This is a genomic window from Pyrococcus kukulkanii (genome assembly GCF_041647995.1).
GTDB lineage: Archaea > Methanobacteriota_B > Thermococci > Thermococcales > Thermococcaceae > Pyrococcus.
The window spans coordinates 80,465-102,672 of sequence record NZ_JARRIB010000004.1 but is presented as its reverse complement, the minus strand read 5'-3'; the positions used below and the strand labels follow the sequence as shown (position 1 = coordinate 102,672).

General features: G+C 43.6%; 20 protein-coding genes. 12 read left to right on the top strand and 8 right to left on the bottom strand.

All coding sequences use genetic code 11. From position 1 onward, the window contains the following. Positions 1–551 precede the first annotated feature (551 nt). The 4 genes from P8X24_RS08950 (at position 552) to P8X24_RS08935 (ending at position 5,148) form a co-directional block, all read left to right on the top strand. On the top strand, positions 552–1,991 hold the full coding sequence (locus tag P8X24_RS08950) for a hypothetical protein (RefSeq protein ID WP_372915484.1): 1,440 nt from the start codon (positions 552–554) through the stop codon (positions 1,989–1,991). A 379-nt stretch (positions 1,992–2,370) separates the two neighbouring features. Further along, positions 2,371–3,315: a radical SAM protein gene (locus P8X24_RS08945; protein ID WP_372915482.1), complete on the top strand. Its 945-nt coding sequence runs from the start codon at positions 2,371–2,373 to the stop codon at positions 3,313–3,315. Positions 3,316–3,389: 74 nt separating this feature from the next. Further along, on the top strand, positions 3,390–4,253 hold the full coding sequence (locus P8X24_RS08940; protein WP_372915480.1) for a P-loop NTPase: 864 nt from the start codon (positions 3,390–3,392) through the stop codon (positions 4,251–4,253). 4 nt (positions 4,254–4,257) lie between these two features. After that, on the top strand, positions 4,258–5,148 hold the full coding sequence (locus P8X24_RS08935; protein ID WP_372915478.1) for a nucleotide-binding protein: 891 nt from the start codon (positions 4,258–4,260) through the stop codon (positions 5,146–5,148). A 1,135-nt stretch (positions 5,149–6,283) separates the two neighbouring features. Here P8X24_RS08935 and P8X24_RS08930 read toward each other — a convergent pair. Further along, positions 6,284–7,399: a DNA methyltransferase gene (locus P8X24_RS08930; RefSeq protein WP_372915476.1), complete on the bottom strand. Its 1,116-nt coding sequence runs from the start codon at positions 7,397–7,399 to the stop codon at positions 6,284–6,286. 80 nt (positions 7,400–7,479) lie between these two features. Here P8X24_RS08930 and P8X24_RS08925 point away from each other — a divergent pair, with 80 nt between their 5' ends. The 5 genes from P8X24_RS08925 to gltA all read left to right on the top strand — a co-directional run bounded on the left by P8X24_RS08925 (position 7,480) and on the right by gltA (position 13,992). Beyond that, a complete protein-coding gene (locus tag P8X24_RS08925) occupies positions 7,480–8,424 on the top strand; it encodes a hypothetical protein (RefSeq protein ID WP_372915474.1) in 945 nt (314 codons plus the stop codon). Beyond that, positions 8,421–9,278: a helix-turn-helix transcriptional regulator gene (locus P8X24_RS08920; protein WP_372915473.1), complete on the top strand. Its 858-nt coding sequence runs from the start codon at positions 8,421–8,423 to the stop codon at positions 9,276–9,278. The genes P8X24_RS08925 and P8X24_RS08920 overlap by 4 nt, the downstream gene beginning before the upstream one ends. 80 nt (positions 9,279–9,358) lie before the next feature. Then, entirely contained in the window at positions 9,359–11,533 is a 2,175-nt protein-coding gene (metG, locus tag P8X24_RS08915) for a methionine--tRNA ligase (protein ID WP_372915471.1), read from the top strand. 179 nt (positions 11,534–11,712) lie between these two features. Beyond that, the gene (locus tag P8X24_RS08910; RefSeq protein WP_372915785.1) at positions 11,713–12,564 is read left to right on the top strand and encodes a sulfide/dihydroorotate dehydrogenase-like FAD/NAD-binding protein; all 852 of its coding nucleotides are present in this window, start codon (positions 11,713–11,715) and stop codon (positions 12,562–12,564) included. Next, positions 12,565–13,992 carry an NADPH-dependent glutamate synthase gene (gltA, locus tag P8X24_RS08905; protein ID WP_372915469.1) on the top strand — a complete coding sequence of 476 codons (1,428 nt, stop codon included), beginning with the start codon at positions 12,565–12,567 and terminating at the stop codon, positions 13,990–13,992. A 52-nt stretch (positions 13,993–14,044) separates the two neighbouring features. On the opposite strand, the gene cutA is transcribed toward gltA, so the two are convergent. From cutA to P8X24_RS08885, 4 genes are read right to left on the bottom strand one after another with little or no spacing between them, the layout of a single operon-like run. Further along, positions 14,045–14,350 carry a divalent-cation tolerance protein CutA gene (gene cutA, locus P8X24_RS08900; protein WP_372915468.1) on the bottom strand — a complete coding sequence of 102 codons (306 nt, stop codon included), beginning with the start codon at positions 14,348–14,350 and terminating at the stop codon, positions 14,045–14,047. After that, a complete protein-coding gene (locus tag P8X24_RS08895) occupies positions 14,347–15,510 on the bottom strand; it encodes a 60S ribosomal export protein NMD3 (protein WP_372915466.1) in 1,164 nt (387 codons plus the stop codon). Before P8X24_RS08895 ends, cutA begins: the two co-directional genes overlap by 4 nt. Positions 15,511–15,552: 42 nt before the next feature. Next, the gene (locus tag P8X24_RS08890) at positions 15,553–16,368 is read right to left on the bottom strand and encodes a helix-turn-helix transcriptional regulator (RefSeq protein ID WP_372915465.1); all 816 of its coding nucleotides are present in this window, start codon (positions 16,366–16,368) and stop codon (positions 15,553–15,555) included. Next, positions 16,365–17,474 carry a hypothetical protein gene (locus P8X24_RS08885; RefSeq protein WP_372915464.1) on the bottom strand — a complete coding sequence of 370 codons (1,110 nt, stop codon included), beginning with the start codon at positions 17,472–17,474 and terminating at the stop codon, positions 16,365–16,367. The genes P8X24_RS08890 and P8X24_RS08885 overlap by 4 nt, the downstream gene beginning before the upstream one ends. 606 nt (positions 17,475–18,080) lie before the next feature. Here P8X24_RS08885 and P8X24_RS08880 point away from each other — a divergent pair. The 3 genes from P8X24_RS08880 to P8X24_RS08870 are packed head-to-tail and all read left to right on the top strand — an operon-like array spanning position 18,081 to position 19,578. Further along, on the top strand, positions 18,081–18,527 hold the full coding sequence (locus tag P8X24_RS08880; protein WP_372915462.1) for a NifB/NifX family molybdenum-iron cluster-binding protein: 447 nt from the start codon (positions 18,081–18,083) through the stop codon (positions 18,525–18,527). Between the two features lie 42 nt (positions 18,528–18,569). After that, the gene (locus P8X24_RS08875; RefSeq protein ID WP_372915461.1) at positions 18,570–18,740 is read left to right on the top strand and encodes a hypothetical protein; all 171 of its coding nucleotides are present in this window, start codon (positions 18,570–18,572) and stop codon (positions 18,738–18,740) included. A gap of 34 nt (positions 18,741–18,774) precedes the next feature. Further along, complete coding sequence (locus P8X24_RS08870; protein WP_372915459.1) at positions 18,775–19,578, top strand: MBL fold metallo-hydrolase; 804 nt, start codon at positions 18,775–18,777, stop codon at positions 19,576–19,578. Here the strand turns inward: P8X24_RS08870 and P8X24_RS08865 are convergent, their stop codons facing one another. From P8X24_RS08865 to P8X24_RS08855, 3 genes are read right to left on the bottom strand one after another with little or no spacing between them, the layout of a single operon-like run. Further along, complete coding sequence (locus P8X24_RS08865) at positions 19,579–19,995, bottom strand: translation initiation factor IF-5A (RefSeq protein ID WP_068324498.1); 417 nt, start codon at positions 19,993–19,995, stop codon at positions 19,579–19,581. Between the two features lie 56 nt (positions 19,996–20,051). Continuing rightward, positions 20,052–21,425: a sodium-dependent transporter gene (locus P8X24_RS08860; RefSeq protein WP_372915458.1), complete on the bottom strand. Its 1,374-nt coding sequence runs from the start codon at positions 21,423–21,425 to the stop codon at positions 20,052–20,054. Positions 21,426–21,481: 56 nt separating this feature from the next. Continuing rightward, the gene (locus P8X24_RS08855; RefSeq protein WP_372915457.1) at positions 21,482–22,156 is read right to left on the bottom strand and encodes a 16S rRNA methyltransferase; all 675 of its coding nucleotides are present in this window, start codon (positions 22,154–22,156) and stop codon (positions 21,482–21,484) included. Positions 22,157–22,208: the final 52 nt, after the last annotated feature.

Genomic DNA, 22,208 nt, shown 5'->3' with positions numbered 1-22,208 from the left:
CTGTGGGATTATCCTTACAAAGTACCCGTTGCAGACGAGAACTTTCGCATGGGCTCCTGCCTAGACAAGGGTAAAGGCGCCCCAGCCTTCTTATCTATATCGTGATCCCATGGCGTCCAGCAACTACTCTTAGTGGAGCCTGCCGAAACCGGGTTCCTGATGGCAACTACTTCAACGAGAAACCCTCCCAATAGGAGGGCTCCACTAAGCTTTCTCCAGTGCATATCGATGCCACCCCTCAGAGCAGTTATTACTACTTGCTTGGTTATATATAATCCTTATGCTGAATAATATTATTATAACTGTAAATTATTTGTTTTAATTAAATCTAAGTAATAATATAGACAAAATATTGTAGTGGCGTAACATATCAAGATATTTAGATATAAATAAAGTTTTGTACTCTACACGTAGCTTTGGATGTTTTATTGTAATTAATTTGATAGTTCAACATGCATGTTAATATTGGGAACATTTTTATCCTAATCTTTAACTTAAACAAAGAGAAATTTTAAAATATTTAGTAGCATAACGTATAGTGGGGTGATCTAATGGAAAAGCTGAAAATAATGCTTGGAATAACTGTGGTTGTAATACTATTAGTAAGTACTACAGCTGGAGCTTATCAATACTTTAGCAGACCAGAAAAGGGCTTGCTAATTGAGCTTCCAAATCCAGATAAGATAATGGGTAGAAGTTCAATTGCCAGCTTACTGGCTCATAAGTACGAGTACTACGTTCAAGTTCAGGTAATGACGCGGAAAGGCTTCAGAACCGTTTACTTAGGAAGTTCCTCAGGTAAAATACTAATCCCCAGTTCAAAGTTCTCCGAGATTAAACGTTCTTGGAATGATGTAAATCCAGCCGTTCTCATTGATGTATGGCTCGTTGAGCCTGAAACTGGGAAAACGTACGAAGTTGGAACGTTCAGCACAAGGCTTACTGAGAACTCAGTTAAGGGTATTCAGAGGTTCACCCTCAAGTTCTCACAGAATAACCTTCGTGCTTTTTCAGTAGAAAAATTAAAGAGAATTCCACCAATTGGTCCAACTAGGGGATTTTTTGCAGGTTACCGCTGGATTACAAAGAAAGAGTACCTTAGTAATTTGAATGGCATGTACCTTCCCGTTTTAATACTAGATAACAGAAAAGGCCAGGCAACCATTATTGGAGCGTACAAAGTGGAAGTTCAGAAAAGTTCATCCAGCTCTTCGGGACTTTCTATAGGTTTCTCGACGACAATAATTAGGGGAGCTCGATTGAGTAGCAGGAATGAGTTAAGCATCGAGAGGGGTCTGGAAAATGGAGAGATTAGGATTGAGCTGGAAAAAGGTAACGAGTTCATGAAGTCTATCATCGATGGGGAAGTTAAAAATGTCAAACCTGGCCAGATTGGACTCATAGCCATCAAGGGGAACCCATACATAGCTCTCCAAGTCCTCCAGAAGTGTTATGTCGACGAGTTCAGGCACATGTACTGTTTCGACACTGACCAGGAGAGAGTTCTTATAACGATCTCAGATGTAGAAAGAAGATACGATACTAACAAAAAAGCTTACCTCATCAGAACTTTTTCCTTTATCGATCCACCAAGAAGTATATATCCAGCGGATAATTTTGGGAAACTTGTTGAAGAAAACACGGAGATGAAAACTTTAACAACACTCTATGGAAAGAAGCAAAGTGGAAGATCCACTTACATGGAGATTTTCCTAGACAAGTATGATACCTACTCAAATTCATACATTCCACTGCTCGCGGTGGCCATTGCCCTCCAACCAGAGGCATGGCCAGCGTTTCTAATAGGTCTAAGTGCCGTTGGTGGAGTTTACATAACGAACGAGGAGCATGAAAATGCATTTGGAGCCTTTACGATTGTGAATACCGCGGATTATACAAAAACTACAGTTAAATACACGAGTCTTAAGTATTCGGTGACAGGTTGCAACCATTACACGAAATTTCCCTTTGCATATTTACGATTTGAGTAGGCTCTCTTTCTTTTTCTAATTCCTTAAGGCTCTAGCGCATGTTTGTCGTATTCTTACGTTATGAATGATATTGAATATAATTAAAAAAGAAATCACATATAGCTCCAGATGCCCTTGCCGCGATAGTTCCTGACTATCGTTTTCATTGTGGTGAGGGCCACTATTGAGTAGCCAATTCCCTCCCTTCCAATTCCACTGTCCTTATTATGTCTTTGAAAACCTCTCCCCTAATGTCCAGCTTTACCATCCTCACCACCAAGGGTGATGCCAGTCTTTTCAAATTTAAACATTTAGGTTAATAAAATCGTTAAATGTAAACACAACTACTTACGAAGTAAACGCTTATACGTGATTAGGCGAACCTAATTCTGGTGGTGGTATGATAGCCTTTGGTCCCGTGCCATCAAGGAGGCTTGGGAAGAGCCTCGGAGTGAACAACATTCCGGACAAGGTCTGCAGTTATGCTTGCGTTTACTGCCAGATCGGAAGGACGATAAAGATGCAGGTTGAGAGGCAGGAATTCTACGATCCCAAGGAGATAGTGGAGGACGTTGAAAGGAAGGTAAATGAAGCCCTGGAAAAAGGGGAAAGGATAGATTACATAACCTTCGTTCCTGATGGAGAACCAACCCTAGACATTAACCTGGGGAAAGAAGCTGAGATGCTCAAAGACCTCGGAATAAGGCTGGCCATTCTAACTAACTCATCCCTCGTTTGGAGGGAGGACGTAAGGGAGGACTTGATGAGCTTTGACTTCATCTCACTGAAGCTTGACGCGGTAACCCCGGAAGTGTGGAGGAAAGTTGACAGACCCCACAAGTCCCTAAGCTTGGAGAGAATTTTGGAGGGAATGCTCACGTTAAGGGACGAATTCTCAGGAGTCGTTGTTACGGAAACGATGCTGATAAACATAGACTACGGTAATGAGCTTGAAAGAATCGCAGAGTTCCTGAAAGAGCTAAAGCCCGACAAAGCTTACGTCGCAATCCCGACGAGGCCCCCAGCAGAAAAATGGGTCAAACCGGCGAGTGAGGAAGTTATTCACCTAGCATACCAGCTCTTCAGCGAAGCCATTGGACCCGAAAACGTTGAATACCTAATAGGGTACGAAGGCAACGCCTTCGCGTTCACGGGCAACGTTGAGGAGGACATACTTTCAATAACAGCGGTTCACCCGATGAGAGAAGATGCAGTTAGAGAACTACTTAGGAAGGCCAATGCTTCCTGGGATGTAGTTGAGAAGCTAATTAGAGAGGGTAAGCTAATTGAGCTCGAGTACAACGGTGTAAAGTTCTATATGAGGAAGCTTAGGTCTAGGGTTTGATCAGATTAAACAGATTTGAGCATACGCACAAATTTTAAAAATATTAGGCTGACCTAATTCTCGGAGGTGAGGAGATGCAGATAGCGATAAGCGGTGGAAAGGGTGGAACAGGCAAATCAACAGTTGCCATAAACGTTGCGGTTGAACTCGCGAAGAAATTTAAGCTTATCTTGGCTGACCTAGACGTTGAGGCTCCAAATGATCACCTCCTCTTAGGGGTTGAGCTGCAGAACGAGGAGGAGGTAAACCAGTTCATGCCAAAGTTCGACTATTCAAAGTGCATAAAGTGCAGGAAGTGCGCGGAGGTCTGTGAGGAGCACGCTATAATAACCCTGAAGGACGGAACGCCCTTCCTAATGCCCACACTGTGCTCGGGCTGCAGGGCCTGTGAGATAGTCTGTCCAGTTCCTGGAGCAATTCAGGAAGGCTCAAGGCTTATTGGTCACACGTACGTTACGCCAACCCCCTATGGCTTCACCCTCGTGACCGGAAAGCTCAGGGAGGGAGAAGAGAGGTCAATGCCATTAGTAGTTGCCGCTAAGAAGAGGCTCAAAAACCTTGACTACGAGATCTTGATAGTTGATACAGCTGCAGGAACAGGGAATACAGTTTCAAAGGCCATCGAGGGATCTCAGCTCTTAATAGCGGTCACTGAGCCAACTCCCCTAGGAATCCACGATACTGAGCTGATCTTACAGCTCGGCAAGCTTATGGGAATTGAAACCTGGGTCGTGATAAACAGGGCGAATCTGGGTGATGTTAACGAGGTCTATAGGAGAGCGGAGAGGTATAACGCCAAAGTAATAGCGGAGATACCGTACAGCGAGAACATCGTAAAAACGTACGTTTCTGGAACTCCAATTGTAACGACTGATTATCCCGAAGCTGAGATATTCAGGAGAATTGCTGAGAGGATTTACGAGTTCTTGAGGGGGTGATAAAATGCAGATAGTTATAGCGAGCGGTAAGGGTGGTGTTGGCAAGAGCACGGTTACAGCGTCCTTACTCTACCTGCTCAAGGATGAGTACAGGCTAATAGCGGTTGATGCAGATGCCGAGGCCCCTAACCTGGGTTTGCTCCTAGGAGTAACAGAGTGGGAGGAGGAGAGAGAGCACATAGGAGCGAAGATAGCTAGAATTAACACGGAAACGTGCGTCCGCTGTGGAATCTGCCAGATGAGGTGTCCCTACGAGTGCATCTACGTTGACGATGAAGGAAACTATGTGGTTAACGAGCTCACCTGTGAGGGTTGCAACGTTTGCGGTTTAGTGTGCCCTGTCCCAGGAACGATAACGCTGGAGCAGGTTCGCTCTGGAGTGATAAGGAGGGCTATAACCAAGTACGGCTTCCCAATAATCTCAGCCCAACTTGACGTAGGAAGGCCCGAGAGCGGTAAGCTGGTTACAGAGGAGAAGGAGTGGGCCAAGCAGATAATGAAGGAGCAAAACCTAGAGCATATGATAGTTGATTCAGCTGCAGGAATCGGCTGTCAGGTGATAGCGAGCGTTGGAGGGGCCGACGTAGCAATTCTAATAGCTGAGCCAACTCCAGCCTCGCTGAGCGACGTTCAGAGGGTTTACAAGGTCGTCCAACACTTCCACGAGCCTGCCTACCTGATAATAAACAAGGCCGACATAAATCCTGGGTTCACGAAGCTTAGGGAATGGGCAGAGGAGGAGGGAATTCCCGTCTTAGGCGAGATACCTTACGACTCCGCCATTCCGAAGAGCATGTCGATGCTTAAGCCATTCATTGAGGTATTTCCAGAGTCAAAGGCATCACAGGCAATAAGGGAGATAGCGGAGACGATAAAGGAGGAGATAATAAAATGATTTTAAAGCTTCTTTTCAAAAAATCTTTTTAGATGTGTCTAATTGCTGAGAGCTAAGCTTAGGAAGCACATGGAGAAGGTTATTGAGGCACTTAAGGATAAATAATCTCTCCCAAAGAGATCCTCAACTATGTAACATTCAATGAGGGAGAGGAGGTTGAGTACTACGGGAAATTAGCTAAGCACGCTCGAAGGGGGGCATAAGGGTTTTATTCCTCCCATGAAGCATAAAGAAAACTTCTAAAACTCTTTAGAGAGTCATATCCTGGGGAAAGGGCTTAGTTAAAGTTGAGGCTCCTCCAGTTGAGCTTGCTCTGCCTTTCCCCTAAAAGTTCGAGACAGTTAATGATTACCTAAGGCTATCAATGAAGATTCAAGAGTTCTGTTTATGCATTTACCAAGGAACCGTTCTCCCGTCCTGTATTGTTGTGATACAAGGCAGTCATCACGGCGATTCTGAGGATTCACGGCAACAACTCAACCTCGTCACCGAGGGTTTCATCGCCCTACCGTTGACGGAAACCCGAGCCGAGCCCACCAATGCAATGACACGCAATGAAATTTACAAAACTTCCTGCCCCCGAGAAAGTTGATGGATTGGAAGAGATATAAATGTCACTTGGATAAGTCCCGCTTCCGTTAAGGGATCAGCAAGTCCAAAGTCACTTATAGAGCTGCAAAGATGACCTATTGAAATTCTAAGGGCTGGAAAATATTGTAGTGGTTTTAGGCTGTTCTTTTGATGGTTTCTTTTGTTGCATTCATGTGTTTTTGTAATCGTAATTTTTTTAGGTTTTGAGTGTGCTTTTGTTTTGGGACCGTTTCCGTCCGGCCCGAAGGCTGATGACCTCCCGCCTGAGGCGGCCGGTGGCCCCAATGTGAGCGGGAGCGCGAAGCCAACCACACCAGTTGCACTACAACTGGTAGCGGAAACGGAAGGACAAATGGGTTCCCCTATTAGTGAGAGTAGGGACCCTTTTAACTTAGAGAGTTATCCCACTCACTCATTTGTGAGCTGGGAATCTTGCCCTTTAGGGCTGAAATTTTATACACCTCACTTGAAGGTGCTTTTGGCCATGCCCGATGAAGCACGGGCGACCGTGTGGAGGGTGTTCCCACAGGGAACCTTTTTTTGATTACTTTTTTCTTATTACGTGGATATCCCTCACTATCTTATGCTTTCCATCTCTATCCAAAACGGAAGCTATAACCTCAAATCCGAGCTCATCAAGCCAAGGTCTGTTCCTCCTATATATTCCTCCCTCAGCCAAATTGAATGCTGGAAATACAAAAATGACTCTAGCATTTCTCTTTAGAACATCAGCAAAGCTCTCGAAGGCCTGATAATAGAGCCTGTCAAGCTCTCTAGCTATCTTTGTAGCTTCGCTCCTTGTTGGTTTCGTCTTCAGAGCTTTACCCATGTAGGGCTCGGTAATTATCGCATCAAACCTTGTCCTAAAGCACTTCTTTAACCTCCTTACATCACATACCCTCAAGCTTGCCGAATGCTTTACTCTAAACTCCTTCCTAAGCCAATCAACATTTCTCCCTGTATCCCTGATCCTCTCCTCGCTGATATCACTACCGTAGGCTGTCAGCCCCTGCAGAAGGAGCTCCATTATTATAGTCCCAGTTCCACAGAAAGGATCAAGAACATTTCCCCTCCTGACCTCGGAGAGGTTGACCATTATTCTCGCAAGCCTTGGAGGGATAGAGATCGTAGGCCTTACAACAGGCTTCTCAACGTCAAGTTTCTTCAGCTCAAAGGGATTAGTAATTTTAACGGTTTCGCCAACGAGCACTTCACCGTTTCCAAAAAAGAATACTACGTCTTTAGTTTCCGGAAAGCCCTTTAGTATGAGCTCACTTGGCATGGCATAGACTTTTGCTGGTTTGAAGAATTTTGTCGAATCTTTTTCCTTGAAGACTTTTTTAACCATTGAGCCAAGCTTCCTCCACAGCCTCCAATCCTCCCTTCCATACAGGCTTACCGTGAACAGTCTTGCATATTCTAAGTATTTTACAGCCTCCAATCCCTCTCCGACTATCCTAACAAGCTTAATTGACCCTCCAATAAATCTGAAGTACTTTTCTATGTCTCTTTTGGCTTTTATTATAACGTACGAAGCATTTGGAGATCCAGGATGTTCTTCAAGAATTCTAATCCCTAACCTAAATCTTCTTGAAAAAGCCTTTAACTCGATTAGACTTAGCTCATAATTTTTTCCAAATATAACTCCATACTTCTCCATATATCTCCCCTTAATTCCAGCTTCAAAACTTTTTAAGACATTCGTTCATAAACGATCAGGTAGGTACAAGGTGATTTCATATGCGTAGGAAAATATCCATATTGATTACCTTGGTACTTTTAATGTCGCCTTTATTGGCATTAAGCCAGGGATACGATTGGGATGGACTAGTTAAGGTTTTAAAAAGAAATTATGATCTAATAAAGCCGATAAATCATGCTTCAGCGGAAAAAATATCAGAGATCCTTAAATCTGCTAATGATCCGAAATCAATAATCTCAGCATCGAACATGGTAACGGAAATCGTTGTTAAGGAGCTCTCACTTATTAAACCTGTAAAAAAGTCAAATAAACTTGAAGGGGAGATAAAAAGGCTTGAATATTATGCAGAGATACTGGACGATGAAGGCCTCAAAAAGATACTGAACTCCTCCAAAGAGTACTTAAAAGAAGGGAATTACCAAGCAGCCAAAGAGAGCCTAAAATTTGCCCATAACTCATTACACTCTAAGATAGAGAGTATAAGCCCCAAAACTTTTTCTGATCTTCAGGAAGAAGTTGTAATACTATTACAAAAGTACAATAGCACAATTAAATATGCGATCCAAGTCGCAGTAGCCCTACCCGAAAACAAGAGTAGAGATGCTTTGATTGAGAAGGCTTCAATATATGAAGGGATACTCAAAGAAGCTGAGAACTTGAAAAAGCAAGGAAGATATATAGAGGCCCTGTCTCTATTAACTAAAAACCTTGATTCATTGATGCTCTTTCAACACTCATTGGAAGAAATGCACATTAGCCTTATGAAAGCACTACTTAGAGATGAGAAGAAAGTGTTAATATTAAAGCTCAAGATAGCGGCGAAAAAAGAAAACGAAAGTGAGTTAAGAAATATTGCAATTACTGAATTAGAACTCGCAGATGAAGATATAAAACTCGGAAGGATGGAGATAGCAACTTTGAGGGTTATAAGGGCCTCACGAATAATAAACTACCTGACAAGAACAGGAGGGGACAATGAGTGAAAAGACTCTTAATAATTCTAATTTTACTTGGAGCATTTTTTCTCCCAGAGTCCTACGGCTATATAGTAGGCAAACTAAGGGTACTAGTGTGGGAAGATGGGAATGTTACTATTGACGAAATTATATATCCAGAAGATTATGAAATCCTAATCCGAGTGCCCCTAATAGGAAACAATATTAGTGATATTTTAGTTGTATGTGAAGACAAATACAGACTTCCTTATACCCTCCAGAATAGTTCCCTGTTCATTGAAACTCGTAATTCAACACGTGTAAGGATTATTTATACAGCGAGCGGCTTAGTATCCAATGAGGGTAGCTTATGGACACTCAATCTGAACCTACCTAGGGCCCCCGCTGAAATAATACTCCCACAAGGCGCGGAGATCGTTGGACTCTCGGACATTCCAATAAGGATAATTGGAAATAACACAGTCTTAATAGGACCAGGAAACGTGACGATATATTATACTTTTCCAAGTTTATTAGCAGAGGAAAGGTTCCCCTTAAGGAAAGTAGTTCCATTGATAATTATGGCCTTAGTGTTTACTACTATTGTTGCGTTCTTCTTGAAGAAAAGAAAGCCAAGACGCAAACTCTCTTACTTTGAAGATAAGATAGGAAAAATCGCAAAACAATATAACCTAAATGACGATGAGATAAGGGCAATTAAGTACTTGCTAGATGTGGGAGGAAGAAGTAGTCAAGCAGACCTTCGAAAAGCCCTTGACCTTCCAAAGACAACTGTGTGGAGAATGGTCCGCAGGCTGGAGCAGATGGGATTAATAAAAGTTTACAAAGTAGGAAGAGAGAATTGGGTCGAGTTGAATATTGATATGCATAAACTTACATAATTTCTTCCCGCCTAAATAACCCTCCGTAATGTTTAAATTAAAGGAAAAGTTTAATGCCCACACAACAGGAGGTGGATAAAATGGTTCGCTATATGGTCACCTCTGCTCTTCCCTACGCCAATGGGCCGATACATGCTGGCCACCTAGCAGGGGCCTATCTACCTGCTGACATATTCGTAAGGTACCTAAGGCTCAAAGGGGAAGAAGTCGTTTTCATCTGCGGAACAGACGAGCACGGTACTCCAATATCCTTCAGGGCAATAAAAGAGAAAAGAAGTCCCAGGGAAATAGTAGATGAGTACCACGAGCATATAAAGATAACGTTCCAGAGAGCAAAGATAAGCTTCGACTTCTTTGGAAGAACCGAATTACCCGTTCACTATAAACTAAGCCAAGAGTTCTTCCTCAAAGCGCTGGAAAATGGACACCTAGTTAAGAAGGTCACAAAGCAAGCCTACTGTGAGCACGACAAGATGTTCTTGCCAGATAGATTCGTCATAGGAACATGCCCTTACTGTGGGGCCGAAAACCAGAGAGGAGATCAATGTGAGGTTTGTGGGAGACCTCTCACTCCAGAAATCCTGATAAATCCGAGATGTAACATCTGTGGGAATCCAATAACGTTCAGAGACTCAGCCCACTACTACATAAAGATGAAGGACTTTGAGGGAAGGCTCAAGAAGTGGATAGAGGAAAAGCACTGGAAGCCCAACGTTAAAAACATGGTTCTTGGATGGATCAAGGAGGGGCTAGAGGATAGAGCCATAACTAGGGACTTAGAGTGGGGAATTCCTGTTCCCCTAAATGAAGAGGATATGAAAGGCAAGGTTCTCTATGTGTGGTTCGAGGCTCCGATAGGGTACATTTCGATAACTATGGAGTACTTCAAGAGGATTGGAAAACCGAATGAGTGGAAGAAGTACTGGCTTAACCTTGACGGGCAAACTAGGGTGATACACTTCATAGGGAAAGACAACATTCCATTCCACGCGATATTCTGGCCTGCATTTCTGATGGCCTATGGTAAGTACAAGGATGAGGAGGTTGAGGCGGAGTGGAACCTTCCCTACGACATTCCAGCGAACGAGTACTTGAACTTGGAGGGCAAGAAGTTCTCAACAAGCAGGAACTGGGCCATCTGGTTGCACGAGTTTCTGGATGTCTTCCCCGCCGACTACCTCAGGTACTACCTAACCACCATAATGCCGGAAACTAGGGATTCTGACTTCAGCTTTGCGGAGTTTAAGACAAAGATTAACGAGGAGCTCGTCAACAACTTAGGGAACTTCGTTCATAGGGCGATGACCTTCGTCAACCGGTACTTCGATGGAGTTATTCCGGAGAGGGGAGAGCTGGATGAGCTAGATAAGCAGGCGTTCGAGGAGATAGAGAGAGCATTCAAAGAAGTTGGAGAGCTTATAATGGAGTACAGATTCAAGGATGCACTGAAGAGAGTAATGGCCCTAGCATCTTTCGGCAACAAGTACTTTGACCACAAGCAACCATGGAAGACTGCAAAGACGGACAGAGAGAGGACCGCAACCACAGTAAACATCTCCCTCCAGATAGTTAAAGCCCTCGGAATACTTATCGAGCCTTTCCTTCCAGATACCGGAGAGAAGATATGGCACCTCCTGAACCTTGATGAAGTCAAAGAATGGAAGTTTAAGGAGCTTCCTGCAGGACATCAAGTTAGGAAGCCTGAGATACTGTTCAAGAAAGTTACGGACGAACAGATAATCTACTTCATCCTGAAGTTCATGGCAAAGGGTAATCCTGAGGGGGCTAAGCTACTCCTCGATAAGTACTATAAGAAGGAGCTTGTTGTCAAGGTCGCAAAGGAGAAGCTTGGCGAAGAGAGTGAGGTAATCTTGAGAAAGTTGGGATATAAAGAGAAGAAGGAGAAAAAGAAAAAGGAGGGAGAAAAAGTGGGTTATATAAGCTTTGATGACTTTGCAAAGCTTGACTTAAGGGTTGGAAAGATAATCGAAGTTAAAGATCATCCAAACGCCGACAAGCTCTACGTCGTTAAGGTCGATCTCGGCGGGGAAGTTAGAACCTTAGTTGCAGGTCTCAAAAAGTATTACAGGCCAGAGGAGTTGCTTAACAAGTACGTGGTCGTTGTTGCCAATCTAGAGCCCAAGAAGCTCAGAGGGATCGAAAGTCAGGGAATGCTACTGGCAGCGGATGACGGTGAAAACGTTGCCCTCCTGATGCCCGATAAAGAAGTAAAGCTTGGGGCTAAGATCAGGTGACCGATAATTTTTCTATTTTGTTATCTCTTTTCCAAAAATTTTAACTCCTAACACTCGACTTTATTGATCTTTTTTGGAAAGAAAAGCGGTTCTAAACTTTCGGTTTTAGAAATCCGTATAAACTTTTGGTTGCGAACTTTTAGTGAACATAATTGTTCGTACGAATGGAGGTGTTCATCGTGGGGTACAAGATTACAGCCAAAAGGGATCTCAGTCCCATAGACTACATGATAGAAGTTGAGGCACCCCACGTTGCTAGAGCATGGAAACCAGGACAGTTTGTTGTCTTCATTCTCCATGAAAAGGGAGAGAGAATTCCAATGTCCGTCTTCAAGGCTGAGAACGGAAGAGTCATGATGTTCATAAGGAAGCTAGGAAAAACTAGCTTGCAACTTTACTACGAGTTTAACGTTGGAGACGAACTTTACAGCTTCTTGGGGCCACTGGGGAAACCAATAAAGATCAAAGAGTATGGAAACGTTGTTTTCGCTTCAGATGCGGTTTGCGGTCACGCCGAGAACTATGCCTTACTTAAGGCCATGAAAGAAGCCGGAAACTACACAATCTCGGTGCAGACATTTGAGGACAAGAACCACGTGTATCCGGAGGAATTCTTGGCAAAATCCGTCGCCGATGAACATTATCTGACGACGTTAGATGGTTCTGCGGGGATTAAGGGGCACTACCTTGATGTAGTTAAAGAGTTAATTGAGAAAGACAAAGTGGATATAATTTTTGCAGGCGGAGGACTGAATAACTTAGCAAAGCTCGCTGAACTCACAAGACCATATGGAATCCCAACCTACGCAACGGTTAGGCAGATAATGGTTGATGGAACGGGAATGTGCGGTTCTTGTAGGGTTCTCTACGACGGCAAAGTTAAGTTCGCGTGCAGAGATGGCCCAGTTTTCGATGCACACAAGATAGACTGGGAGGATGCAATTAACAGAAACCACAACAGATTCGTCGAGCAAGAGAAGCTCGCGAAGGAGCTCTACCTTAAGTACTTGAAGGAGAAGGGGGTGATTTGAATGCCGAAGCTCATCAAGGAGAGGGTTCCCACTCCTGAGAGACCTGTTGAAGAGAGAGTTAAAGACTTCAAGGAAGTTAACCTTGGCTACACCTGGGAGTTAGCTTTAAAGGAAGCAGAAAGGTGTTTACAGTGTCCTAAGGATTATGCTCCCTGTATTAAGGGTTGTCCTGTCCACATAGACATCCCAGGGTTCATTGGAGCCCTGAGAAAGTACAGGGATGACCCTGACAAAGCCGTTAGGGAAGCACTAAGGATAATATGGAACGATAACACGCTTCCCGCAATTACAGGTAGGGTTTGTCCTCAGGAGGAGCAGTGTGAGGGGGTCTGTGTTGTTGGAAAGGTTGGAGATGCCGTAAACATAGGAAAACTCGAAAGGTTCGTCGCGGATTACGCAAGAGAACACGGAATTGATGAAGAGCTTCTCTGTGAGTTCGCCGAGAAGTGCGATGGAACCAAGGGAAAGGTTGCGGTGGTCGGAGCAGGGCCTGCTGGCTTAACATGTGCGGGAGAGCTTGCAAAGATGGGGTACAAGGTTACAATATACGAGGCCCTTCACAAGCCCGGCGGTGTCCTTGTCTACGGGATTCCAGAGTTTAGACTGCCAAAGGAGATCCTGGATTACGAGTTGAAGAAGCTCGAGAAGCTCGGAGTTGAGATAAAGACAGACCATTTGATAGGCAAAACCCTAACGATACAGGAGCTCCTCGAAGAGTACGATGCCGTGTTCATTGGAACTGGTGCTGGAACTCCCAAGCTCTTAGATATCCCTGGAATTCTGCTCGATAGAATATACTCAGCCAACGAATTCCTAACAAGGATAAACCTCATGAAGGCCTATGAATTCCCCGAATACGACACCCCAATAGCCGTAGGCAGGAAGGTCATAGTGATCGGAGGAGGAAACACGGCAATGGATGCGGCTAGGTCAGCATTAAGGCTGGGAGCGGAAGTGACGATTGCCTACAGGAGAGGCAGAGAGGACATGAGTGCCAGGATCGAAGAGATAAAGCACGCCGAGGAAGAAGGAGTAAAGTTCATGTTCTTCGTTCAGCCCGTTGAATTCCTGGGGGAGAACGGAAAAGTAAAGGCTGTAAAGTTTGAGAAGATGAAACCCTTGAATGAGAAGGACTCCAGAGGCAAGAGGAAGATCGTTGGAACGGGGGAGTACGTTACGGTTGAAGCTGATACAGTAATAATTGCCATAGGTCTCGAGCCCAACAAGATTATCCTCGAGGAGTCCGGCTTTGAGGTGAATCCAGACGGAACGATAAAGGTCGATGAGAACCTTATGACCTCCATCCCAGGGGTTTTCGCCGGTGGGGATGCAATCAGAGGAGAAGCTACCGTGATCTTGGCCATGGGTGACGGAAAGAAAGCAGCGAAGGCCATAGATGAGTACATAAGGAAGAAAAAGAACAACTGATCAGCCTTAGGAGAAACGTCATCACCGGTCAGGTGGCCCCGTACTCATCATCTCACCTCGTCTCTTCAACGAGCCACTTCAAGTACTCCTCGTTTACGTCCTCCACTTTTATCTTTATTATCGCTGGAACCGTGTAGGGGTGTAACTCCTTAAGCCTTCTCCTCAATTCATCCCAGAGTTCGTCCTTTGTCTTCAGTATTGCCCCTACCTCTTTGTCCTCCTCTATCTTCCCTTGCCACCAGTAGAGGGCCTTGTGCTCCCTCAAGTTGGCGCAGGCAATCAACCTTTCCTCAAGCAGAGTCTTCACGATTTTCTCAGCGCTTTCCCAATCTGGAAAGGTTGTGTAGACTATTATCATTCCCTACCCTCCTTCTCCTTTATGTATAGCCTGCCCCTAACCTTCACTATCTTATACACCTCCCCATCTTCAAGCTTTTCTTTGGGCTTCCTAACCTCGAAGGTCTCGTAAGTCTCCATGTCCATGAACTGAGCTTCGGTTGGAGTTTGGCCCATAAGCAGTGCCTTCCTCTCCTCGTGCTCCACTAAGTCAATCTTCTCCCTCTTTATAGTCTTCCAGTCGAAGTGATAACTCTCCCAAGTTTCGAGGTTCTTGAGCCTCATGCCCTTCCCGTCAACGCTCTCCACTCTATACACTCTTCCATGCCTGTCCTCAACTACATCGCCCTTCCTGAACTTAGGTAGTCTAATGGTGACGCTCGTCCTGTATACCTCTTTGCTCGTCTGCCTGTCAAGACCAACTAATTCGTAGGCCTCGCTTATAACTCCCCCGAACCTCTCCCTTATCGCATTAGCGAGCTTCCTTGCAGCACTTGTTGAGCCCATGTAGAAGTCTATTCCCTCCTCCTTCTCTATAGTGTCCTGTATGAAGCCCATCCTGTCCCTCTGCATTATTTCGTCGACCTTCTCTTGGACGAGCTTTGTTATTTCTGCCCTCTCCTCCTTTGTAAACTCCCTATCCTCAACTCTAACCTGCAGGATGGCCTCGTAGTAGCCGGCAAGAAACTTCTGGCACCTTGGACAGACGGTTTGCCTCACATAGACCGTAGTCGTAACGGTTTCATCGTGGGGCTCGACTTGAAGCTCATGTATCCTAGCCTTGGCCCTTACCTCATACACTATTATGGCCGGGAAGTACTCTACGTGGTAGTCAAGAACCCTAAAGGCCACGAAGGCCTTTCCCACGGGTACCTCCCTTACTTCTCCAAGTTCTTCCCAACCAACAATTTCAAATTCCTTAACCTTGTCTAGTGAGTCTTCTATGGCCTCGAGAAGGGCATTTTCGGCAACTTCAAATATCAAAGCCTCGAGCTCATAGTTCTTGGGATCAACCCACACCCCCCTCTTCTTGTAACTCCCACAGTTCTGGCAGAGCTCTGTGTTTATCTCGCTGGACAATAACAGGATTGGATTCTCCTTTCTAAAGCACACTTGACAGAGGCCATTGATGAGAGGGCCTCCTTCTTCCTCACTTATCCCACAACGGTAGCAGAACCTCATCTCTCGCACCTATTGAGGGAAGTCCTATGTAAGATTAAAAGGTTATCTTCCCAACTTAAGCTCTATCCAGTTTTCCTTCTTTCCCTTAAGGATTTTGACTAAGCCTTTTCTCTCAAGCCTCTTGAACATCCTCCACGCCGTGGTCTTTGGAATGCCTATTGCCTCCCTAACTTCCGCCTGACTACACCTTCCACCCTTATCGAAGATATAAAGCAAGGCTCTTCTTTCTTCGTCTGTTAAATCTAATTCATTAAGTATTTTCTCGAATTTTTCCCTTGTAAGTTGCCTATTTCCTTTACTTTTTAGGAGATGCACTCCTAGAACCATGGCGGCTATGAGTAGAGTGGCCAACAAGAAATAAATTCCTTGGCTTGTATGGATCTCCTCATGTGGAATGGTGTAGGAAATACTTTGATTCCCTGGAGGCATGTTTATCATGTTTTCAGCTATCTTAAGAGGAACGTCACTTAAATCAACTATTATAGAGCCCTTAGGCAATACCACGGTAAAAGGCGAGTCAAGTGAAACGTTCAGAGTCCAAACTATTCCTCTCTTGCTTGTCAGGTCTGAGGTGTAATATGAAACCATAACCAGCTGAGCATTTGTGGGGTAAATAATGATTGATGAGTTAGAAACGTCAAATTGAAGGGGATCTCCGTTCTCGTCTTCTACAATCAAATCCTCATAGTGTTCGCCCAATATTGGAACTACAATTTGAGTAGAATAATTGCTCGGAGTTATCTCATATTCAACTCTAACATACCCATCGGGAAAAACAACTAATGTTATTAACCTCTGAGCACTAATCGGAACAAGAAATATTGAAAGGATTAGAAAAAAATAAAAGAACCTTTTCACCCATTCATCCCCCCATACTTTGCTATAAACTTCTCTACTCTGCTTAAGAGCTCCTGAGCTAAGATGAAGTGAGTTTTTGCCTCTATGGGCCTTCTTTTCTTAAGTAACCTCAGACCGACCATGACTTCCTGGGTTGCCGCTTTAAGCTGAACCTCTGCGATTCTCGTGTTGACTCCTTCTTCTTTAAGCTTTTGTAGAGCTCTATAATCACGCTCTATCCTTCCTCTGACATTCCTAAGGAATTTCTCCATGTCGATCTTTCCATGCATGATAATTTTCACAGCTCTCTGAAACTTCTCTATAGTTTCCCTATTTTCTTCAATAACTTTCAAAGCATCCTGCCACCTTCCCCGATCGGCGAGATCCTTAACTTCATCATATACCTCTTTAAACTCCGTTAAGGTAGCATCTAGCTCTGGATGGCCACTATTTATTACCCTCTCAACGATCTCAATTCCCTTCTCCCCCCTCTCCAAAAAAGTACTAACGATCTTATCTGCATTAGCATAGACTAACTCCTTTCTGATTTTCTTTAACTCCTCATCCAGTTGAGTCTTCTTCTCCCTTGCTATCTTTAAATCCTCTTTGGCTTTCTCATAATTCTTGGCCTTGATGTCATCAAGAACAACTCTATAGGCCTCTTTAGTTTCGTTGAAAAGTTTAGTCAAGTTGAAAACCTCTATCCCATTTTCTTGAGCAATTCTTATAGTTCTGTTGACGAAGTTAAAGTATTCAAGTGTCCTCTCTACAACCATCCTTAAATCTTGGTATCCCCGTCTAAACTCTTTTATTGAAGACAGAACTACCTTATAGTGACGCATTGCAAGCAAGGCATTGACAATAGCCTTTTCGTAACCTCCTGCATTGTACGCGTTTAAGGCTTCTTCCTTATACCTCTCTGCCACCTCATAGTTTTCAATGGTTATCTCATCAAATTCATTCCTTACTAGTTCTACTTTATTTTCAGCGAATTTACTCAACCTTTCAAGGTTCTTTATTAAGGCCGTGGCCAACTCCTCTTCTTCACTATAGATCTGGGCTATGGTCAAAGGAACTATACTGATCAGTAACAATAGGCCTAAAATAGTACTAAATATTTTCTTCATGCTACTCACCATACTGTGAGTTTTTAAAACTTATATTTGAGGATCCCTCATGAAACGAGCGTTCCATATTATTTATTCTTTTCCTTAGTTTTCCTTGTAACAATATTCCAAAAGATTTATAATACATTTTCTTCGAAGACCTCCCTCTTGAGGGAATGAAATGAAACAATTTAAAGACTTATATCTTGGTTAACTATTAGAACACCATCTATGGCCAGAAAGAGCTAGAGTGGCTAAGTTTAGGCTTGAATTTCAACTTCCATCTAATCTTTCTCTTGAATTTAACGGCCAGTGAGACTATAATTTTCACAACCTTGAATCCTGGCGTTAATCAAGACTTCTTCAAGTTGAAGGTTATCGCTTGGGCAGACTTTTCCCACTAGGAGTTTTTAGACTCATGCTAGAAAGCTTATTCCTTTAGAATTATACCCTAACTTCCCTTGAGGCATCTCCTTTTTATCAGAGAACACCACTCTCTCCTATTGAAAACTCATTAAAAGGCACTTTTCCTAAGTAAGTGGCTATTCCATTATTTTATTCCGTTCACAAGTGTGCGTGAGCAAAAATTTAAATTAGGCTCACCTAACTTTTCTCGGAGGTGGTTAGATGAGGTTCATAGTGGCAACTATAAATGGGGGATTAAACGACAGGGTGAACCAAGCGTTTGGAAGAACACCAACGTTCACGATAGTTGATGTAGACGAAAACGGGAACATAGTCAACGTTCAGGTAGTGGAAAACCCGGGCTATTCACAGCCAAGGGGGGCGGGAGTTACAGCCGCACAGTTCTGCATTGACCAGGGAGCAGATGTTGTAATAGCAGGCCAATTTGGGCCGAACTCATATGGTGTTCTTCAGGCAGCGGGCATGAAGTTCGTCTCGGCACCACCAACGATGACAGTAAAGGAGGCCATTGAGGCTTACCTGAGAGGAGAGCTTACACAGGCGATAATGGGTCAGGGAGGTGGAGGAAGAGGCAGGGGTCGTGGCATGGGAAGAGGCATGGGTAGAGGGATGGGAAGAGGAAGAGGCTGGGGGCAGGGAGGTTGGTGACCTTTTTATACTTCTTTCTAAATTCATGGCGGTTGTTAGGATATGGGAGAGAGAGTTCCAAGGGAAAAGGCCGAGGAGTACGAGAAGTTCTTAATTGAAAGGGTTGGCCCAGATTACTCCTCCGTTGAAGGGCTGAAGAATATGTACTCCAGAAGGAGGAACGAAGAGAAGGTTGTCCACTTTCTCCCACTCATAATAAAGGTCATCTCGTAAAACACTGCAGGGTTTTCTTTAAGAGGTGATGGATATGAAGGTGACAATAGTTTTTGAGAATCACGCCGGCTACAGGAAAGGGTTGGTGGGTTACCACGGTTTTTCTGCGCTAGTTGAGCACAATGGATACAAAGTTTTAGTTGACACCGGAACCGAGGGAAGTATCTTGCTCAACAACATGAGAGAACTCAATATCGATCCGAAAGATATAGACGCTTTATTCATAACTCATGGCCACTACGACCACACGGGTGGCCTAAAGGCCCTTCTAGAAGCTAGAGGAAAACCACTCGATATCTACGCACACCCCGGAATATTCGAGAGAAGAATAGCTCTAAAACCTAGGAGGAGGGAGATAGGCATTCCCTTTACAAGAGAGGAGCTTGAGGAACTGGGGGCAAGATTCCATCTTAGCAATAAGCCCCAGGAATTTCTTCCTGGGTTCATGAGCTCTGGAGAGATACAGAGAACGACTTGGGATAGAGCCGTGGGCTACTTCCCCGATGGCAGAAAGGATCCAGTTAGAGATGATATCGCCCTAATACTCAAGACAGATAAGGGAATCGTAGTAATAAGTGGTTGTGGGCATAGCGGAATAGTAAACATCGCGAGGCATGCGATTAATTTGAGCGGAGAAAGGATACTTGCTCTTATAGGTGGATTCCACTTAAGAGGAGCCAGTAAAGAAATCTTAGATGATGCCGTGAGAGAACTTAAGAAGCTCGAGATTAGGAAGCTTTATCCTGGGCACTGCACAGGCTTAGAAGAGTTCGCATACCTCTACTTAAAACTGGGAAACGTTGAAGGAATATATGTGGGAAAAGAAATAAAGGTCTGATCACTCGCCTTCTCCCTTTATCCTCATTATCTTGATCCTTCCAAGGGTCTCCCAGTACTCAACATTAATTCCTTCCTTAAGCTGATCCCTAATTTCCTCAGCGACACCGGTGTCAATAGGAACCTCAAACATCTCATAGGTTTCCATATCCATTATCTGAACAGTGTCTGGAGTAATCGCTATTACTTGAGCAGTCTTCTTGTCGATTATTGGAACATCAACTTCAGCACTTGTTGGCTTTACAATGCTCCTAACTTTGCCATCGAAGATTCCAACTGCCTCAATTCTAGCCTTTGCAGAACCGTGCTTTCCTGGGGAGGAAACTGTTATGTTCACTATCCTGCAGGGCTCATCATCGATGATTATGTACCTTCCGGGCTTGAGCTTGCTTACCTGAACCTTCGTCTTGTCGCCCATTTTCACCACCTCTTTCTTTTTCGTCGGGTTTTGAGGAGTTCAATTTATTAGTTTTTTCATCCCCTTGGGGAACGTGTAAGGATTTTGTTGAATGCCAATGGGATTAATAACATACCCCCCACTATCATGCCAAGTACAGCTGTATCTCTTCCTCCCCTGAGAGCGGCAATTATAAGTGGAACCCAGAGAGCAATTAGTATAACCATTAAAATAATTGCTTTTCCTCTGTATTCCTCAACTTTCATTAGGGGAAGGAGCTCCACTAGGGAGTATATTGGAATCATTGTTACAATTGTAGCAACTAGAACTGCCCTCAAAGGTTCAAAGTACCCAAGGCCCGATAAGATCGCAGATATTACTCCCACAAACACCAAACTATCTTTCCTACTTATCTGGAATACGTCCATTGCTAGCTGGGCCCCACTTTCCAAAAGTACCAAGATTGTAGTAAAGCCCGCTAAGAATATGGAAAGCATTAGTGCAAGCGTAAAACCGAACCAGCCTTCAATTTTAAGCTTCTTTAGAATTTCTGGAATTCCAAATATTGTTTCAATTAGAGACTTAACTTCTACCCTCTCTGGGGATGTATATTCTTTCCAAAGAGGCCTGAAATATTTATTATAGACTTCCATGGCCTCAGCAGCTTGCCCCTTCTCAAAAGCACTCCAGTAGGCTTGATGGGATATTCCGATGGAATAAGTAACGATCAAGGCAGCAAGGAAAGATAGAAAGATCTGAAGGGCTATAACAATTCCAAGTATCTTCCTTATGTCTAGATTCACTGTAGCTAGGGAGGAACCTATCACATAATAAAATCCTACGCCAAGTCCGAAAGTCAATAGAGAAGCCAGAAATGTCTCAACGACCATTGAAATTGGAATTTCACCTGTAAATGTATGAAGCTTTGTAAGGGTCGTTGATATGTACTGATATGAAGCCTCCTTCGTAACAACATCATCAACTTTTGACCCTAAGAAGGTGGCCGCAAAGATAGTCAAGATTACCAATAGAACAGAGAATATCACAATTAGATCCAAAGACTTTGACTTTGCCATAATCAGCAACAGTAGACCTAATAACACTACAAAAATTCCCACACCGGGAATTGTAAATCCTAAGATTTTTTCAAGGGCAACTCCTGTATAATGACCTATAATAGATGTTACAATAAATAGAAATGCCAACAAAACAAGCGAAACAGTTGGAGTTCTTCCAATTTTCGTCATGAACTCATGAACTCTGTAGGCTTTTTTCATTATGCTATTCACTTCAATCGTGATAATAGCTCCAATTACTATTGAAAAACCAGCCATTAGAGCCAGCCCTGTTAGTCCAGCTGTCATTAATATCTTTGGAATAAGTGAAAATGTCCATATTCCAACTGTGTAAGCTATTAGTATAAAAACAAAATATAGGCTCTTACCTCTCATTTGACTCCCTCCTGTAGGTTCATCTTAACTCTACTCTTGAAACACGAATTATAAAGTTATTTGATGACCTCCCATTCGTACGATACTATTACCTCATTAACAATAGTCCACGCCATTAGAGGTTCTCGATATAGGCTTATCTTAACTCCCTCAACTTTACTCCTAAAGTCACCGTGTGGAAAGCCTCCCACAATTACTACGGGCCTCTTAAACTTCGAAAGGAGTTTACCGAAGTGCTTTGGTATCATGAACTCACCGTTTTCATGCATGATAAAAACAGCATCTGGATTTATTTCCGAAATAAGTTCGTTTAATGACTTTTTCTCTAGCCTCAGCAATTTTAGATCTTCGGGCACAGTCTTCTTCTCAAATAGGCTTTCCATTAACCCTATGAATCTGTTGTAGTTTCTTGGAAGCCTAGTGGATGGATCAATGTATATTACATAATCATTCCTTGTGTGGACGTAGACTCTCAGCCGATCCTCCTTATTTAATATGCTATCAAGGGCATTCAATAGGCATATATGGACTATATCAGGTCTCCCCCTCCTTTCCCCATCTTCTAGCTGTCTGAGCGCTGAATGATGGTACGTTGAATCTAGAATAATTCTTTCCGGCTTTTTCTTCCTTCTCCTAGCATAGTTAACGATGGCCGGATGATCCAGGATTGACTCTGGGACAGTTTCTAGCTCTGAATCAGCAATGATCAGGTGCAACCTTTTCTTTTCCATTCAATCACCCAGGGATAGAAAAGTTTAAAGATGATAAAAACCTAGCTAAAAG